This is a genomic window from Arthrobacter sp. StoSoilB5 (assembly GCF_019977235.1).
Lineage (GTDB): Bacteria > Actinomycetota > Actinomycetes > Actinomycetales > Micrococcaceae > Arthrobacter.
On record NZ_AP024646.1, the window covers coordinates 4569434 to 4586096 of the forward strand.

At 60.0% G+C, this 16663-nt stretch carries 17 protein-coding genes; 3 read left to right on the plus strand and 14 right to left on the minus strand.

Going from position 1 to position 16663, the window contains the following annotated elements:
• Positions 1 to 9: 9 nt before the first annotated feature.
• The 8 genes from LDN75_RS20675 to mpaB form a co-directional block, all read right to left on the minus strand.
• On the minus strand, positions 10 to 1242 hold the full coding sequence (locus tag LDN75_RS20675) for a YcaO-like family protein (protein WP_223934552.1): 1233 nt from the start codon (positions 1240 to 1242) through the stop codon (positions 10 to 12).
• A complete protein-coding gene (mpaM, locus tag LDN75_RS20680; RefSeq protein ID WP_223934553.1) occupies positions 1239 to 2057 on the minus strand; it encodes a daptide-type RiPP biosynthesis methyltransferase in 819 nt (272 codons plus the stop codon). The genes LDN75_RS20675 and mpaM overlap by 4 nt, the downstream gene beginning before the upstream one ends.
• An 82-nt stretch (positions 2058 to 2139) precedes the next feature.
• Positions 2140 to 2277 carry a daptide-type RiPP gene (locus tag LDN75_RS20685; RefSeq protein ID WP_223934554.1) on the minus strand — a complete coding sequence of 46 codons (138 nt, stop codon included), beginning with the start codon at positions 2275 to 2277 and terminating at the stop codon, positions 2140 to 2142.
• 63 nt (positions 2278 to 2340) lie between these two features.
• Entirely contained in the window at positions 2341 to 2466 is a 126-nt protein-coding gene (locus LDN75_RS24210) for a daptide-type RiPP (RefSeq protein WP_263422335.1), read from the minus strand.
• Between the two features lie 46 nt (positions 2467 to 2512).
• On the minus strand, positions 2513 to 2656 hold the full coding sequence (locus LDN75_RS20690; protein WP_223934555.1) for a daptide-type RiPP: 144 nt from the start codon (positions 2654 to 2656) through the stop codon (positions 2513 to 2515).
• Positions 2657 to 2660: 4 nt separating this feature from the next.
• Complete coding sequence (gene mpaC / locus LDN75_RS20695) at positions 2661 to 3875, minus strand: daptide-type RiPP biosynthesis dehydogenase (protein WP_223934556.1); 1215 nt, start codon at positions 3873 to 3875, stop codon at positions 2661 to 2663.
• A complete protein-coding gene (mpaD, locus tag LDN75_RS20700; RefSeq protein WP_223934557.1) occupies positions 3872 to 5140 on the minus strand; it encodes a daptide-type RiPP biosynthesis aminotransferase in 1269 nt (422 codons plus the stop codon). Before mpaD ends, mpaC begins: the two co-directional genes overlap by 4 nt.
• An 8-nt stretch (positions 5141 to 5148) precedes the next feature.
• On the minus strand, positions 5149 to 6165 hold the full coding sequence (mpaB, locus tag LDN75_RS20705; protein ID WP_223934558.1) for a daptide biosynthesis RiPP recognition protein: 1017 nt from the start codon (positions 6163 to 6165) through the stop codon (positions 5149 to 5151).
• A gap of 678 nt (positions 6166 to 6843) precedes the next feature.
• Here mpaB and LDN75_RS20710 point away from each other — a divergent pair.
• Both LDN75_RS20710 and LDN75_RS20715 read left to right on the plus strand, forming a co-directional pair.
• Positions 6844 to 8157: a fibronectin type III domain-containing protein gene (locus LDN75_RS20710; RefSeq protein WP_223934559.1), complete on the plus strand. Its 1314-nt coding sequence runs from the start codon at positions 6844 to 6846 to the stop codon at positions 8155 to 8157.
• A 9-nt stretch (positions 8158 to 8166) separates the two neighbouring features.
• Positions 8167 to 8709, plus strand: a complete 543-nt coding sequence (locus tag LDN75_RS20715) for a hypothetical protein (protein ID WP_223934560.1) — start codon at positions 8167 to 8169, stop codon at positions 8707 to 8709.
• A 150-nt stretch (positions 8710 to 8859) separates the two neighbouring features.
• Here LDN75_RS20715 and LDN75_RS20720 read toward each other — a convergent pair whose 3' ends face one another.
• From LDN75_RS20720 to LDN75_RS20730, 3 genes are read right to left on the minus strand one after another with little or no spacing between them, the layout of a single operon-like run.
• Entirely contained in the window at positions 8860 to 10182 is a 1323-nt protein-coding gene (locus LDN75_RS20720; RefSeq protein WP_223934561.1) for an MFS transporter, read from the minus strand.
• On the minus strand, positions 10179 to 11774 hold the full coding sequence (locus LDN75_RS20725) for an AMP-binding protein (RefSeq protein WP_223934562.1): 1596 nt from the start codon (positions 11772 to 11774) through the stop codon (positions 10179 to 10181). Before LDN75_RS20725 ends, LDN75_RS20720 begins: the two co-directional genes overlap by 4 nt.
• Before the next feature lie 26 nt (positions 11775 to 11800).
• Positions 11801 to 12565, minus strand: coding sequence for an enoyl-CoA hydratase/isomerase family protein (locus LDN75_RS20730; RefSeq protein WP_223934563.1), 765 nt, complete (start codon positions 12563 to 12565; stop codon positions 11801 to 11803).
• Positions 12566 to 12681: 116 nt separating this feature from the next.
• Between LDN75_RS20730 and LDN75_RS20735 the strand changes: the two genes are divergently transcribed.
• Positions 12682 to 13575, plus strand: coding sequence for a LysR substrate-binding domain-containing protein (locus LDN75_RS20735; protein WP_223934564.1), 894 nt, complete (start codon positions 12682 to 12684; stop codon positions 13573 to 13575).
• A gap of 37 nt (positions 13576 to 13612) precedes the next feature.
• On the opposite strand, the gene LDN75_RS20740 is transcribed toward LDN75_RS20735, so the two are convergent.
• The 3 genes from LDN75_RS20740 to LDN75_RS20750 form a co-directional block, all read right to left on the minus strand.
• A complete protein-coding gene (locus tag LDN75_RS20740; protein ID WP_223934565.1) occupies positions 13613 to 14605 on the minus strand; it encodes an Abi family protein in 993 nt (330 codons plus the stop codon).
• Positions 14606 to 14672: 67 nt separating this feature from the next.
• Entirely contained in the window at positions 14673 to 15884 is a 1212-nt protein-coding gene (locus LDN75_RS20745; protein ID WP_223934566.1) for a Gfo/Idh/MocA family oxidoreductase, read from the minus strand.
• A 31-nt stretch (positions 15885 to 15915) separates the two neighbouring features.
• Positions 15916 to 16662, minus strand: coding sequence for a ThuA domain-containing protein (locus LDN75_RS20750; RefSeq protein ID WP_223934567.1), 747 nt, complete (start codon positions 16660 to 16662; stop codon positions 15916 to 15918).
• Position 16663 lies beyond the last annotated feature (1 nt).

Sequence of the window (16663 nt, forward strand, 5' to 3'; positions counted from 1 at the left end):
AGAGCTTTCTCATATCAGTGGGTGCGGTGTTGCGGACAACCCGGAAGGGTCACCGACAGATCCTGAGGGCACACGGACCAGTCCTTTGGTTTCATCCATCGTCAAGGGAACCGCGCCTGGACAAATCGCCTTGCCTGCTACCCAACCGAGCTCCTGAATTGCCGCTGGGAGGCGGTGGGTGAGGCTGACCCAGTGCGATTGAATGTCACGCCCGGCCAAATACTTCACCAGGTCATCTACGTTCGGTATGGGTTTGACTGCCGGAAAGTGGGCCGGCCTGAACGTTCGAACCCACACATGCAATTCAGCCAAGGCTTGCCCGGTGGTCCAGAAGTCAGCACGGGATTCGTCGTCTGTCACTTCCAGTGATGAAACTGCTGAGGGCGTGCGCGACAGGAAGAGTTCACGGATCTGCAGGCCTTCCTGGAGGGCTCCCGTCAGTGCGATGACGGGATCGGCGGCTGCCTTGAGGCCAACGGCACCGAACTGCCCATGCTCCCGGTGGCCGGTGATGACGCAGACCGCTATATGCAAGGGACTGTCATCGTGCGGGATGAACGCGAGGGTGGGCTCAATGCCTGCAGCGCGTGCAGCCGTCACGAGCAGGAGGAAATTCCGTGTCGAGGGCGCGTCGAGCACGTCTGCCGGCATCTCCCCGGCCACAAACTCGTTGAGCGGAACCCTTTGGCGCCATGCGGAAAGGAAGGCATCCCGCTCAATGACTTCGCCGATGCCGGATACTTGCGCAAAGCGTTCTGACGGACCGGAAGCTGCGCCGTTCGGCGAAGGATCAAAGAAGCGGCTCCATGGATCCGGATAAGTGGAGCCGCCGGCGGTGTAGTCCACCACAGCAGCTGGCACGTGTGATTCTTGGCCCGTCCGCAAGTCCGTTGCCCGGTACCAAGGGAAGTCGAAGGCGAGGGCAGATGCCCGGCCCAACTCTGCGGTGACAAAGTCGATGCGCTTATCCGTTCCGTCCCTCCCGGCAAGAAGGTGTTCGACGTCAGCGGTGCCGGGCGCTAACGCGAAACGCTCCACGGCCTCGCCCGCGCCCCGCGTCATGGAGGACCGCTTCTTCACGTCAAAAGCTCCGACAGCGGTTGCGAACCCTTTCCGATCCGGCCGCCCATTTGCCAGCGAAGCTACGGTTCGCCAGAGCCCAACGTCGTTGGGCAGGTAGACCGTCGCCGCGGACACCAGTCCCAACGACGGATCAAGGGTAAGTACAGGATCGATGCTCATCGGCCACACACCCATAACTCGATGTCATTCAGGCCCGGCACCGGAGTGGCGATGCGGACCGGCCGCCGCTCGAGGATAGTGAGGCCCTCTGCCAGCACCTCCTCCTCGATGAGGCTGTTGCTGACGAAGGCGATGTCGCTCGAATACGCGGACGATCGGTACGTTCCTCCTTCATTGAAGCCAACGTGGATCATGGTCACGTGCCGGGCCCCGTTCACCGGATCACGACTTTCCACGGTGATGAGGAATGCATCCTCGCCCAGCGCCGAAACTGTTGTGCCGCCGTCGTGTCCTTCCGATGCCTGGTGACTGTCCGCGTTGAGTACTGTCAAAAGGAAGCGGCCGTCAGGGGTCAAGCAGTCACGGACGCGGCCGAACAATTCCCTCCTGCCGTGAGGGTCCAGGAGCGTGATGGAACTGGCGCCGAGAACGATGCAACCGTAGCCGCCGTCGACCTCAAATCGGGACATGTCCGCTTCAACCAATTCCACCGCTACTCTGCGGGGATTGAACGCCATGGTTGCGATCCTTTCCGCCAGCATCGCAAGCATTTCCGGCGAGGAATCGACGGCGGTCAGCGGACGTCCGAGGGCAAGGAGGGGGCGGGTGATCCGGCCGGATCCCGCAGCCAGTTCAAGAATGGGGCCGGTGGTTTTTCGTGCCGCAGCCAGGATCTCGGGAAGTTCAGTCAGGTCGCCAGCAGTGATCTGATCGTAAAGGCGTGACCCTGAAACGCTGTACAAATCCTCGGGTGGATCCATATGGCCAAGGACGCGCAGGATGGCATCGGCGGACTTGTCGGGTGGGGTATTCATCAGCTCGTGTTCTCCGGGAGTTGGTAGGTGTCCGGGTTACACGCGGGCGACAGCAAAAGGTCGCGCCACCCGCGTGCACCAGCTAGGTGGCGGCGATTCCGACAAAGATGCCGGCGATGATGATGACGTCACCAACGCGGATGTACCACGGCGTATCGTCCGGGGTGTCGAGGTTCTCCAGTTCTTCGATGGTCAGCTGAAGGTTCGAGTTTGCGATCATTCCGTTCTCCTTTCTATTTGTTGTTGGGCCTTTTGTTGTTGGCCCGTTCCGTTTCCCGGACTGTCAGGTGATGCTGACGGCGATAATGCCGATGGCAACTCCCTGGGACACTCCGATGAACCAGTTGTTGAAGTCCGGGGTGTCCAGCGACTCGATCTCCTGGATGGAGATGTTGAGCTGTTTCTGCATTTGCGTTCACCTCCCTTCGCGCGGGTTGAAGGACTGCGCGTGTTCGTCAGGTGATGCTGACGGCGATCCCGATTAATGCGAGGCCCACGGTGATGCCGTGGATGCGTTCGCTCCAGTCGTCAGGGACGTCGATGGTTTCCAGTTCCTGGACGGTGAGGTCCAAAGTCCTGGGTGCAAGAGTGCTGCTCAAGTGCTCACCCCCTTTCCCTTGCCGCTCGTAGCTCGCCCACTGGGCCTGGCAAGATTTGTTGTTCCAGCCCTGCCTTGGAGAGGACATGCTGGATCTGCACGGCATCAAGGCCCCGCAACATCGGCAGCCCGCCGCCCCAGTTCTGGAGAGCAGCCTCGGAAGTCTTCATTAGGGCGTGCTCGCCGATGACCTCTAGACCCGCGATGCCCCACCGCCACATCAATTGGTTGATGCCTTTGGCTGGGTTGGGGTCCAATGAAGGATCCGCAACCAGAACCGCCGACCAGAGCTTCAGGAGTAGTCCACGATCACCCCAGGCTGCGGATCCGTTGGCGATCTCCTCCCAGATGGGACCGATCACCGAGGCCGTGGCGGTCATCTTTCGGGCCCCCGTGACATGGGCGAGTTCGTTGGCGACATACCAGTGCTTCGCTCCGTACGGATCACGACCTATCAGGGCCCAGCCAGTGTGTGTCTCCATGCTGAGGTGGGCCGCCGTCAGTCTCAGCTCGGGCGAATCCTCCCGAGTCACTCGATTCCCGAGCCTGACGATCCGCGCCAAAAGTGAGTAACCGTCGTCGTCGAAAACGTTGGAGCTGCTGCCAACCATGGTCCCCGCCACCCGGAGGAACGCCTCAAGCAACCCTTCGAAAAGCAGCCGCGTGGACAGGGTGGCGAGATTGTCGGCGTCGAGCACGGCCACGTCACCTGACAGGTGACGTGAGGCGATCAAACGGCGCCCGACGGCGGTGTCCAGGCACGCTACGGCGCTAACTTCGGCGCCGGTCCCCACGGTTGACGGCATGAGGACAGTGCGGGGGCGCTCGTTTGGATATGCGACTGGAGGCAGAACGATGAGTCCCGAGCGTTTGGCATGGCGTTCGACGAAGATCGTGAGGCTCGGGTCCGCAGTGAACAACGCCGCCAGTTTTACGGCGTCCATCACCGAACCTCCGCCAAGACCCACAACCGACTGGAGTCCGTGTTTGCGAATGAAGCTGCCCACAAGCCGCAGGGTCTCAACGTTGACCGGGGTAGCGTTTAACTCCAAGGTTGGCGCTCCCTTTAAGTCACCGGCCAAGAGGGCATCCCTCTGTCCCGCGAGTGCGTTATCCACCACGAGTCCGGTCCGGCCTCGGGTAAGTTCGCCGATGTAGTTGGGTGCCATCCCCGGATCCAGGACGACGCAACGCGTGTTCCACGTGCGATCCGCGATCATGCGAAAACTCCGTCGCGTTCTGCTCTGGCCAGCCCATCGACCATGGCCGCGTGGAGTTCCTCGAAGTTCTCCTGTGTATAGGTCAGTGCTGGCAGCAGTTGGATCCGGCCCGGCCCAGGCTGCACGATTGCCCCGGCTTGATGGATCCGCCGGACGACGGCCAGGACACCGTTCGGAGAAGGGGATGATCCACTTTTGGTTCGCAGCAGGATGCCCCTCATACAGCCCCGTCCTGAGGACTCGCCAACCCTCGGAACGCCTTGGAGCTTGGTAATGAGCTCGTCGAGGCCTTCGGACACCCGCTGAGTCAGAGTGTTGTGATCCAGCCTTTCCATCTCGGAAATCGTGGCGAGAATCGCAGCACAGGTAGCTGGAGTTCCGGCTTGGGTTTCACCGTGGACAAAGACGGCCTCGTTGTTATCGAAGAGCTGGGTTATGCGCTGGCCGATGAGGAGGGCGGCACATGCGCTGGTGCCGTTGGTAAGTCCCTTGGAAGTGACAACGACGTCCGGGGCTTCCCGCCACTCATCTGAAGCGAACCACCCTCCGATACGGCCGAACCCGGTGGCGACTTCGTCAGCAACAACAAGGAAGCCATGCTCATCCCGGTGTTTGAGGAGGGCAGCCACGAAAGCATCCGGTACAACTTCCGCCCCCGAACCAAGGACGGGCTCGACGACCACCAATGCGACGCGGTGCCCCTCCCTTCGCATCAGTTGGGCCAACTCCACGCCCCCGTCGTCGAACCGGATATGCCGGATGTTGCGCCTGTCGACGCCATAGACGGCCTGGCCGAGGTCGTCGCCGCTGAGTGCCTGGCTCCCGAACGTAAGCCCGTGGTAGCTGCCGCTTAGCCCGATGACGAGTTTGCGTTCGGGTTGTTTGTCCAGGACAAAGTAATGGCGGGCGAGCTTCATAACGGCGTCGTTGGCGGCACCTCCGGACGTAGAGAAGAGAACGCGCTCGAATTGGTGCTTGGGCAATTCAAGGAGGGCTTTGGATGCCTCGATGGCTTTGCCGTGCGCAGTCCGGAAAAGTGGCAGGTAGGACGCTGTTTCGAGCTCTTTGGCTATTGACTCGGCAATCTGTGCATTCCCATAGCCAAGGTTCGTGTTCCACAGGCCGCTCTTCGCGCAGAGTCGTCGTTGCCCGTCCTCGAAGGCTACGTGGACGCCTTGGGCGCTGACCGCCGTATAGCTTGCTGCCTCGAAATCGTGCTGGCTTATGAGTGGGACCCAAAGCGGGAGCTGCGTTCTGGATTTCAAGGGTGGGGTCATCGTTTGATGCCGATGAGGTCAATGCCGAGCTGCTCAAACTGCTTCAAGACTGCCGTCACGGATCCTGCGGCCACGGCCCCTGAGACGTTGAGGGCTGGCGCTACGAGCGCGGCAGCAGCGCTGGCGTCCTGCAAGTTGGAGATGGCCTCGATGATGGTAGCTGCGTCAATCCCGACCTTGAACACGCGGCCGGACTTGGTGTCCAGCAGCGTGTACTCCCCTGCCCTTTTGATAATGAAAGGGGCCGAAGCCGAAGGGACTCCCGGTGCTGTGCCGTAGAGGCTGGCTCCGAAGCCCACCAGGCTGGTGGTGTCGCGGGCTTCCCGTGGAATGAACTTCCATGCATCCAAGGCGGCAAGGTAGCGAGGAATCCAGGGGTTGGCTCTGAGTGCCTCAATGTCTACGGTGGAATTGGCCGCGGACATCGCTGATGCGGGACTCAGGGCAATTGCATTGGCACGCAAGTCTTCAATTGCATCGCCGATCCGGCCAATCTGTGCTCCATAGGGGCCGCTGAGGATTCTTCCATCCCACGTGATGTGAAGCCTGGCCAAGGACATGCTCTTCTGTTCTATCCCTGTGAGCAAGGCACGCTCGGCCAGAACAGCATTCACTTCCGTTAACTGCCGGACGAAGTGTCCCGAACGCCGGGCTTCTTCGGCATCGTCAAAGAAGGCCTGCCAGTCCTCATTGGTGGTCATCCTGACTACTGTCAAGCCCACCAGATTGACAAAAGGGATTGCCACGTAGTCCTGGATTTCCAGGCTGAGTGTGCCGTCCACCAAGAGTTCTTCTCCAGCGGAATCGAACGAGCCGGACACCGTCGTGATGGCTTCGTCGTCTCTGTCGCCATTGAGCGCAAGGATGACTGAGCCCTCACCGGCCAACGTCTTCGCGTAGTCGATGTGCTCGGGATTCTCCACGAAGACGACGTGGCCTGCGATGCGCCCCGGTATGCCGGTAATCCACTGATCCACAGCTGCGGCAATGGTCTGTTGCTGACTTAACGTCAATTCCCCAACCCCCAATAGTTCCCTCGTTCTTGGAAACGAAGCTATGGGCTGGAGAAGGTGCCACAGAGGAGGAAATCGAAACTAGGTGGTGGAATGCCCCAAAGATAAGTGCTGCGTGGGGCTGTCTAGGTGGTGGGGAAAGGTGGTCTAGGTGGTGGGAATCAATGCCCGATCATGTCGAGGCAACCGCCATCCAGAATGCTTCCACCTGGGGCGATGTCCACCGGATTCAAATTATAGGAGTGGCGGGATACTTTTCGAGGTGGCCGGAACCGACACTCTTTGCAGATCCCGAAGGCTTCGCAAATGGCACAAGCTGAGGTCTTGGCAGCGATCGAGCGCTTAGTCGACGATTTGCGTAACGCCGCAGCTCATGCGTGGTGCTCTATAAGGGTCAGCAACACCTAAGAGACGCCCAGCAACACCTATTTCGGGCCCAATTAAGTACCTAGAAGGCTGTCGTCAGCACTCATTTCTCGCGATTCAGCACTCACTTCTCCCGATTTCAGCACCTAGTGCTGGAATCGTGTTGCATTCTGGAGTCGACACCCTTCGGCGGATGAGGTCATATATAGGGTTTTTGTCCTAAACCGCAGCAGAACTACTAGCGGCGCCAGACGTCGCAGATGGTCGACGGCCACAGACCACCTTGGTCAACAACGAAATGGGGAATGAGCAATGAGGAGCTCCAAGCAAAGTATGCTCAGGAAGTGGACTTCCATTTGGGCAGTATTGATAACGGCTGGAGGCTGCTTGCTTTCGATTGGTCCGGCAGCTGCCGATGAATTAGAGCCGGGAATCTTGCTGGATCTAAAGCAAACTTCTCATTTCACAGATCTGAACAAGAAGAAGATCGATGTCGTCTCCGATGATGCCGATGAAGGTGAGCGAGTAATTCTGGGCACAACCAGACAGAAAACGCCCGTCAAGATTGTCATCCAAAAAGCTCCTCCAATGGATCCGGCAGATGCAAGGGTAGGTTCCATGGTTGGCATCAACGGGAAACCCAAACTAGGCGAGGACCGTCAGCTCAGTGATGCACCTGAGGTTGAAGTAGACACTCTGAGTGCATCGGAACTCAAATTTGACACCTCAACTATGAGGCCCGTCTCGGCTTGGGCTGTAACTCCGACTACCGCGAGCCTTGCATGGGAGACACCGAACGAGGCGACCAAGTCCGACGTCTATCTCAACGGCAAGTTCTTGCAGTACGTGAGCCGGGGAAAGTTTTCCACGAACAATTTGAGACCATTGACGGACTACACATTCACTGTCGTGACACCTGTTGACGACCGTAATGGGGAGGAATCGCGTAAGACTTTTACACTTAGAACGCTATCGAAGGATGGTCAAGCAATTACGCCGATGACTTACCAGGCATATGGGACAGCATTTCAATACAAAACATTCATCCCGCCAGCGAGAGTCGATGCTTCTATGTGCAACTATGCAGATTCGCGTTACACATTCGGAGGTGACAACCGCGGGTTTCGGTCTCCCCCAATAAACGCACCATACGATTCTCCTGATTACCGGACGATGATGTGGGCAAATGTGAACTGGCAAAACCCTGACGGTCAGAAGCTCGTTCTTGCGAAGAATGTTGGAAAAAGCGTAACCTACAAGGACAATGAGGTTGTCGCCACATCATACGCCAGCACTTCAAACATGCTCTTCCAAAACGGCCAGTCCGCTGGTTCCTACGCGCAGGTAAGATTTAAGCACGACGCCTCCAACCCGCACTGCAAGCTCTGGGATGTCAACTACGGGGGCTCAATCTCCTACAGCGTAATCGTACGGTTCTATCGTTCCGGACTAGTCGAGGTAGTCGGCAACAGGCAGCAGGCGCCAGCACATGAAGGTTGGGCAAGGTTCAATACCACGGCAGGTACTGAGCAGTGGTTGAATGTGTTCAAACTCGGCAACACGGGCTTCCACTGCCTAGTCGGCCTTTGCGGCACTCAGACCATCAACTACGCTCGTTCGTACTAGTCGAGCCCAGTGACGGCGACGATTAAGGTGGATATGGGCAAAGAGCAGGTCAAGTTGCTGTCATTCTTGGGTGCCGTGATCATTGGGACTTTTCTCGGTGCCCTAGTAGTCGTCACCGGTTCTTCCGCTTCACGGGGGGCATCCACGAGTGGGCATGAAGTCCTCATGGAGGTTGCTGTCGCGGGATTCCAAGGTTCGATAGTTGCCCTCGTGGCTGCGGTTCTGATTTGGTTTCCGACCTACAGATTTATTTCTGGAAAGCTGCGGTTGGCGCTGCAACTCCCTGCGATGATGACTTCCGGCGCGGCAACGGCCGTTCCGGTCGCGATCGCCGATGCTGCCTTAAACCTAAATCCAGGGTTCACTGGCATATGGGCTGTTTACACCTTTTTTGCTGGAATCTGGAGCGCATCCGTGGCTTGGCTCCTAGTCACTGTCATGTCTCTGGGTAGCAGCAAACTTCACTACGTAAGATGGGTCGGGTTCGTCGTCCTTGCAGCCGGTGCATTAGCATTTGGCCTCCATGCCGTGGCGGAGAAGTCTTGGGTCTGAGAAGCCTGCGCGTTCGCACATGCAAACCCCATCTGTTGAGCACCAAAGAATTACTGAAGCCGAATCCACGAAGTTGGCCTTGGCAGAATGTGCAAAAGACCCCGCCGTCAGCCAGTAAACTGAGCGGCGGGGGCCTTGGCCCATGAAGATCTACAAAACGGTCGTCCGCGAAAGCGACAGATCCTTCGTCTCCCGGAAGGCGAGAACAACAACCACGGCGGACACTAGAGCCATGCCCATCAGGTAGAAGGCCGGAGCCAGCGGCGTCCCAAAGCCAGCCACCAATCCCGTAGCAACGAACGGAGCGGTTCCACCGAATAGAACGTAGGCCAGCGTGTAACCAATAGCGGACCCGGAGGCACGTACAGACGAAGGGAACATCTCCACCAAAGCTGGCACGTTGGAGGTACCAATTACCGCCACCAAAGCACCCAGGATGCTCGTGCCCAGGATTGCGAAACCAAGTCCCAGCGGCATGATCGAGAAGGCCGGAATCGTCATGACGACGAATCCCACACATGCCACCAGCAGCATCCGCTTGCGTCCGTAGCGGTCGCTGGCGCGTGCGGCAAGAGGGCAGACGCCCGTATACACGAGCATCGTTATCACACTAGTGATCATTGATTCCGTACTGGAGTAGTGGAGGCTTGAGGTCATGTACGCAATCATGTAGCTGCTCATCAGGTAGTAAGCGATGGCGTTTGTGATGCTGTATCCAAAGAGAGTGAAGATCTGCCGGGCGCAGAGGCGAATGGCATCGCCCAGGGGCTTCTTCGCCACGTTGCCCTTCTTCTCCAGACCACGGAAAACGGGAGTGTCGTCCACCCTGGACCGGATGTAGAGGCCGATCAGACCCAACGGCGCAGCGAGCAGGAACGGAATGCGCCATCCCCAGGCCTGAAGGTCGGCGGTGCTCAAAGTCGCGGTAATGGCTGCTCCCAGCAGCGCACCCGCTACGGAAGCCAGACCAACAGTGGCCGGGATGATGCTGGCGTAGGTCGCCCGCTTGCCTTCCGGAGCGTATTCGACGATGAACGCCGACGACCCCGTGTACTCACCACCGGTGGTGAAGCCCTGCACGGCGCGGAACAAGAACAGCAGGATCGGAGCCCACACGCCGATCACAGCGAAAGTCGGCAGTATACCGATGCAGAATGTCGCCGCGCTCATGATCAGCACGCACAGGCCGAGCATCTTGTTGCGGCCAATCCGGTCACCGTAGCGTCCAAAGAACGCCGCCCCGAGCGGCCTGGCGATGAAGCCGCCGGCGAAGATCGCCCACACGGCCAGAAGTGACGCCGTCGTGGAGTAATCGGGGAAGAAGAGCTTCGCGATGGTGACGGACATGACCGCATAAGCCGCGGAGTCGAACCATTCGACGAAATTTCCGACGGCGGCTGCCGCAGCGACGCGCTTCAGGCTGCGCCGGGGGGAAGACTCAGTTTCAGCAACTTTCTCGGTCATCGTATTCATGATTGTTGTCCTTCGAGGTGGGGAGAGGCTACAACGTGTGGGAGTTCGCGGAGCTGGGCCCGCTGGACTTTTCCGGTGGCCGATTTCGGCAGGTCGGATACGTACTCAATGAATCGCGGGTAAGCGAAGCGGGAGAAGTTCTCCTTCACATGCGCCACGATGGTTTCGCTCAGGTCCGCTCCCCCAATGTGACCGGGCATCAGTTCGATCCAGGCCTTGATGGACTGGCCGCGCAGCTCGTCGGGCACGCCAGTCACGGACACGTCCCGCACGGGATCGAGTTCGCGAATGACTGCCTCCAGCTCATACGGCCCCACACGGTAGCCGGACGTTTTGATGACGTCGTCGGTCCTCCCCAGGAACCAGAAGTAGCCGTCCTCGTCCGCGTAGGCCTGATCCTTCGTGTGGTACCAACCGCCTCCGAACGCGGCGGCTGACGCCTCCGGCATCTTCCAGTATCCCAAGGGAAATTGCGGGTTGGAGCGTGCACGGAGGCAGATCTCGCCGGTCTCACCGATCGGGACTTCCTGCTCGTTTTTGTCCAGTAGGCGCACTTCCCATCCAGGAAGTGGACGCCCCATGGACCCGGGCTTCACTGGGACATCCGGGTAGTTGCCGAGCAGAGGGTACGACTCGGTAGAACCGTAGTAATCGAGCAACGTCACGCCGTACTGCGCCTGGAACCAAGCGATCAAGTCCGGCGTCAGCGGCTCATTGGACGAACAAACCGTCCGCACGTGCAGCGGGAACCGAGTACCGGCGTCGGGCACGTCTTCGCGCATCTTGCGCAGGAACGTCGGGTTGACCAGTGCGCTGGTGACGCGGTGGCGGCTCATGCTGTCCAGCAGCGCCGCGGGGTCGAAGCCGCCGGTAGGACGGAAGACCAAGTGTGTGGCGCCGAGTCGAAGCGGTCCCATGAGTTTGGCGAGCGACCACGCCCAGTCCCCCGCACCGTAGAACACGTCGCCGTCGCCGATCTGGTGGCAGTACTCGAACTCATTGTGGCCCAGCAAGGTCCGGTGCGCGTGGACGATTCCCTTCGCCCGGCCGGTGGTGCCCGAGGTGTAGAAGATGAGCGCGGGGTCGTCGGCTTTGGTTTCGACATCCTGGAACTCCGTGGGCGCTTCTTTGATGGCCGAACCATCGATGTCGATGAAGGTGCCTTCGTAGTCCTTGAACAGATGCTTCGCGGACTCCTCGGCGATGATCACTGACGCGCCACTGTCCTCAAGTCTGAAGCGGATGGGTTCCGCGGCCCAGAGCAGGGACATCGTGACCAGGATGGCACCGGTCCTGAGCACGCCGAGGTAGGCGGCCGGCGTGTCCGCGCGCTGCGGGAGGAGGACGGCAACGCGGTCGCCCTTCTTGATGCCCGCGGCTTGCAGGGTGGCGGCGATCTGCCGGGAGCGGTCCTGGATTTCGCCCCAGCTCACCTCGCGTTGACCTTCGACGGCGGACTCCAGGATGAGTGCCCGCTTTTCCCTCGGGTGCCGGTCGGCGACGTCGACGGCCATGTTGTAGAGCTCCGGCACCTCCCAGCGGTGGTTGTTTCGCAGTTCGGTGTACCGGTCTTGGGTTGATGTAGTTGTCATGGGTTTGCCTCCTCGTGGTTCCTGGCTCAGCGGCGGCCGGCGAGGAAGCGGGCCATCTCGCGCTGCGGTTCGCCGGTGCCATACGCCTCGCGGTGGACGCGCTTTGCTTCTGCCATGGCGTCGGCGAGGTCGTCATCTTCCAGGCTGCGCAGGCGGTTCTTGGTCAACCGGACTGCGCCCGGGGGAAGGAGGCTCAAGCGGGCGGCAAGGTCTTTCGCGTAAGCCAGCACGCCGCCGTCGTCCGCCAAGTAGTTAAGGAGGCCGAGGCGCTGAGCCTCCGCAGCGTCCACCAGTTCGCCCGTGAGGACGAACTGTGAGGTTTTGGCCTTGCCGAGGATGCTCCACATGGCCCAAATTCCGGTGATGCTGGGGATGCCGGAGAGGACTTCGGGCTGGCCCATGCGGACTTTGGAGTCGCCGACGCGGAGGTCGGCGAGGAGCGAGTACTGGAACCCGGAACCTGCGGCGACGCCGTTGACTGCCGCGATGGTGATCTGGTCGAGGTTGCGGACAGCGCGGTAGAGGCGATCGAACCCATCGATCCAAGCTTCCGCGGATTCGTGATCCTCAGGGTTCATGGACGCGGTCTCGGCCAGGTCCTGCCCGGCGCAGAACGCGCGGCCGCTGCCGGTGAGGATGACGGTGCGGACTTCCTCGTTGCCCTTGAGGCCTTCAAGGTGGGCGATGAGTTCGCTGCGCATTGCCTCGGTCCACGCGTTGAGCTTGTCCGGGCGGTTGAGGGTGATGATGGCGGTGGGGCCGGTCTGTTCGAAGAGGACATCCTGAGACATTGGGAAGTTTCCTTTGGTTCGTTGGGGCTTCTTGATTCCCATCTGACCATCGGTGAATGTGACCCGTCTAACATCAATATCTACTCGCCTTGATACCAAACTGATATGGTGCGGCGATGGACCTCCACCATCTCAAGTACTTCGTGGTGCTCTCCGAAGAGCTTCATTTCGGCCGTGCTGCGCAACGTCTGCACATGGCCCAGCCGCCGCTGTCGCAGCGGATCAAGGACCTGGAGAAAGAACTCGGGGTGCAGCTGTTCCACCGCCGACGCACCGGTGTGGAGCTCTCCGAGGCAGGGGCTCTGCTGCTGGAGCACGCGCGTGGGGTGCTGGATCACGTGGCCATGGCGCAGGAGTCGATGCGGCGGATACGGCCTGGCGCTTCGGGCATCCTGCAAGTGGCGGTGCCGCCGGACACAAACCCCGTTGCCCTGTCCACTATGGTGTCGTCGTTTAGTTCGCTTGCCCCTGACGTCCTGCTGAACCTGCACGAGCTCACCACGGTGGAGCAGGTTGAACGACTGCGCGACGGCGAACTGGACGTTGCGGTGGTTCGTCACCCTTTGAGCAGCGTAGGTTTCGAGTCGGGGCCAGTGTATTCGCGGGCGCTAGGAGTGGTGATGAATGCTGCGCATCCGTTGGCTGCTGCTTCTTCTGTGCCCCTGGGCGATTTGGCCGGCAACCCGTTGATCATCTTCCCGCGGCATATGGCCCCTACTCTGTACGACTCATTCCTGCACACGTGCCGGGACGCGGGGTACCTGCCGGCGGCGATCGTGCACGCGAGGAACCAACACTTCACGCACGGACTGATCCTCGCCGGCCGCGGGGTGCACTTCAATGAGGAGCCGTGGACTCCGTTGCCCTCCGGTGTGGTGTGGAGGCCCATTGTGGGTGACCCCTTGGCCTGGCGGACTTCGGCGTTGTGGTTGAAGAGCCGGAGGTCAGCTGAGACGGACGCGTTCGTTGAGGCTGTGGGCGCGGGGCTTGAGGCGGGCGGGCATGGGTAAGTAAGGGACTGCTCTTCCTCTTCCTATATTCCAGCGATCACGCCTTCCATAACTCTAGGCCGGCCCACCCCTCGGGCATGCCCATGGATTCTTCGGTTAGATGTCCGGCGGTTGGGAAGGCCTTCACCAGTTCGACAACGCGACGCGTCCAATCAGCGTCTTCATCGATCGCCCTAAGTAGGTACGCCATGACCGCCAACGCGTTATAGAGGCCAAAGACTTGCTTCGAGGATGTCTCGTCAAGAAGGTGATCAAGAATCGGAACCGTGCCTTTGCCCGGACGTTTGGGGGCTGTTACGAGCTTTCGATTGAAGATGCGGGCATGATGAGCAGCCACATTCCTGACATAGTTCAGACTCGCAATCCAGCTATTCATAACGCGTTTGGAAGGTGCACCATACGCCAGTGCAATCTCGGTAGCTATCGAACTCACCAAGCCGCTGTATAGGCGGCTGAGGTGTCCCATCTCCATAATCTCGGTAGCTGCCCAAATCGGCATGCGACCGTCGTAGTTGTCACGAAAATGGGCAACGAACGCCTCGTCAGAAGCGTTCTGGCGTTCTCGCATACGAGCGATCCAAAGCTCATGTTTGCTTGGGCCAACCTGACCAGTGCAGTCGTCGATCGGGGGATTCGTAAAGGCGCTGACGAACGTGACCGGTTCCAGATGAGCAAAGGCAGAACGACAACCCAACGTATAGCCAATCTGCATGCGGAGAGAGACTTCTATCCTCTCAATTCCGTCGAGAATCAACATCCGCAGCTTACGGTCAAAGTCGATGATTGCAGCTGCGTCCTCAAGCGAGGTGCCATCTCGATAGTTGTTAAGAACGCGCAATCGCCTGCGACCGTACTGATCAAGGTAAAACTCTGAATTCCGGAAGGGGTAGAGATACCCGGTTAGCCGGTAATAGCCGATGGCGCGAAGAAGCTGCACACCGCTCCCGTCGTTTGGAATCGCCACACCCCGCGAAGCCAACTTTTGGATCTGCTCCTCGACTGAAAGCCACTGCTTCCTATAGTCAGCCACGACCCCCCTAGTTAAAGAAAATCAGCCCGAGCCGTGAGGCGAGCGGGCTGATCGTGATGATCAAACTCTAGCACGGAACAATCGTGCCCAGGAGTCTTCCTGACGCGTTCTCGGCCGCCGAGGGTGACTCGGCAACCTCCGTCACCACACTCCTGTTCCGCGCCGACTCTTCGATCGCGGCCAGGACCCGCTGGATCTGAAGCCCGTCAGCGAACGACGGCGACGGTTGGCTTCCGTCGCGAATGGCAAGTAGGAAGTCGCGAACTTGGTGTGTGAACGTGTGCTCCCAGCCGATGATGTGCCCCTGCGGCCACCACGCAGCGGCGTACGGGTGCTCGGGCTCATTCACGAGGATCCGCCGAAAGCCCTGCTCCCGCACCGGAAGCGTAGCGTCCATAAAGCCGAGCTCGTTCAGGTTCTCCAGGTCGAAAGTCAGCGACCCGCGTGAGCCATAGATTTCGATCTTGAGCGAGTTCTTCTGCCCTGTGGCCACCCGCGACGCTTCTACCGACGCGCTGAGGCCGCCGGTCAGGCCCAAGGTGGCCCACGCGGCGTCGTCGACCGTTACTTTCTCCAAACCGTCAGGGCCGGGGCGTTTGGCAACAAAAGTCCTCAACGTTCCCGTCACTTCAGTGACGGTTTGACCCGTCAGATGCTGGACCTGGTCGATGGCGTGGGAGGCAATGTCGCCCAGCGCTCCGGAGCCGGCCGTCTCCTTGCGGAGCCGCCAGCTCATGGGGGTTTCGACGTCGGACAGCCAGTCCTGCAGGTACGCGGCACGGACGTGCCGCACAGTTCCGAGACGTCCTTCGGCAATCAGTTCGCGGGCCAATGCGAGTGCAGGGACGCGGCGGTAGTTGAAGCCGATCATCGACTGCACGCCCCGGGCACGAGCCGAAGCAGCCGCTCCCGCCATCAACTCGGCCTCTTCCAGAGTGTTGGCCAGCGGCTTCTCCACAAGCACATGCTTCCCGGCAGCCAGAGCTTCCAGAGCGATCTCCGCATGCATCCAGCCTGGAGCGCAGATATCCACGATGTCGATGTCGTCCCGCGAGATCACGGAGCGCCAATCAGTGGCGGATTCCGCCCAACCATACTTGGCGGCGGCTTCGGCCACCAGGGAGGCGTCCCGGCCAACGAGTACCTTCTGCTCGAAGGCCGGAACGTCGAAGAAACTGGCCACGCTCCGCCACGCGTTCGAATGGGCCTTGCCCATGAAGGCGTAGCCAATGGCGGCCACGCCCAGGGGACGGCCAGCGGGAGGAGGAGAAGTGGTCATGCTGATGCTCCTTGAAGTGAAATGGGAAGGCTTAGGCCTCGAACCAGCCCCGCGAAGGGTTGGAAACCTCGGGTGACTCCCGGAAGACACCGGGCTGGGCCACCCAACCAACACCGTTGGCGATGACCTTCTGAATCTGCGGCTGGTGGTACACCGGGTATTCCTGATCGCCCGGGCTAAAGTAGAAGATCCTGCCCTTGCCTCGGGAGAATGTCACGCCGGAGCGGAACACCTCTCCACCTTCAAAGGAGCTGATGAAGATCAGATCATCGGGCTCGGGGATGTCGAACAGTTCGCCGTACATTTCCTGCTTGGGGATGACGATGGGACTCTCGATACCAGCCGCGATCGGGTGCGACGGCTTGACCGTCCACACGAGTTCCCGCTCCCCCTCGTTGCGCCACTTCAGGGAGCAGGTGGTCCCAAGCAAGCGGGTGAATATCTTGGCGAAGTGCCCCGAGTGCAGAACCACCAGACCCATGCCGCCGAGCACGTGGCGCTGCACGCGTTCCACCACCTCTTCAGCAACTTCCCCATGCGCAATGTGCCCCCACCACAGCAACACGTCGGTCTGCTCCAGCACTTCTTCGGAGAGGCCGTGTTCGGGATCGGCGAGCGTCGCCGTCGTGATTTCGGAGTCGGGGTAAAAACCGCGCAGTCCGGCGGCGATGGCGCCGTGGATCCCCTCCGGGTACATCTCGCCGATGGTTGCAGGCTCGTTGCGGGCCTCGTGGACGGCCTCGTTCCAGACGACAATCTTGAGTTTCGAATCAGACATT

What these genes read in the sequence shown, in the direction of transcription:
- LDN75_RS20675 (WP_223934552.1), bottom strand. Translation starts at nt 1,242, where the DNA reads ATGAGCATCGATCCTGTACTTACCCTTGATCCGTCGTTGGGACTGGTG.
- mpaM (WP_223934553.1), bottom strand. Translation starts at nt 2,057, where the DNA reads ATGAATACCCCACCCGACAAGTCCGCCGATGCCATCCTGCGCGTCCTT.
- LDN75_RS20685 (WP_223934554.1), bottom strand. Translation starts at nt 2,277, where the DNA reads ATGATCGCAAACTCGAACCTTCAGCTGACCATCGAAGAACTGGAGAAC.
- LDN75_RS24210 (WP_263422335.1), bottom strand. Translation starts at nt 2,466, where the DNA reads ATGCAGAAACAGCTCAACATCTCCATCCAGGAGATCGAGTCGCTGGAC.
- mpaC (WP_223934556.1), bottom strand. Translation starts at nt 3,875, where the DNA reads ATGATCGCGGATCGCACGTGGAACACGCGTTGCGTCGTCCTGGATCCG.
- LDN75_RS20710 (WP_223934559.1), top strand. Translation starts at nt 6,844, where the DNA reads ATGAGGAGCTCCAAGCAAAGTATGCTCAGGAAGTGGACTTCCATTTGG.
- LDN75_RS20720 (WP_223934561.1), bottom strand. Translation starts at nt 10,182, where the DNA reads ATGAATACGATGACCGAGAAAGTTGCTGAAACTGAGTCTTCCCCCCGG.
- LDN75_RS20725 (WP_223934562.1), bottom strand. Translation starts at nt 11,774, where the DNA reads ATGACAACTACATCAACCCAAGACCGGTACACCGAACTGCGAAACAAC.
- LDN75_RS20730 (WP_223934563.1), bottom strand. Translation starts at nt 12,565, where the DNA reads ATGTCTCAGGATGTCCTCTTCGAACAGACCGGCCCCACCGCCATCATC.
- LDN75_RS20735 (WP_223934564.1), top strand. Translation starts at nt 12,682, where the DNA reads ATGGACCTCCACCATCTCAAGTACTTCGTGGTGCTCTCCGAAGAGCTT.
- LDN75_RS20745 (WP_223934566.1), bottom strand. Translation starts at nt 15,884, where the DNA reads ATGACCACTTCTCCTCCTCCCGCTGGCCGTCCCCTGGGCGTGGCCGCC.
- LDN75_RS20750 (WP_223934567.1), bottom strand. Translation starts at nt 16,662, where the DNA reads ATGTCTGATTCGAAACTCAAGATTGTCGTCTGGAACGAGGCCGTCCAC.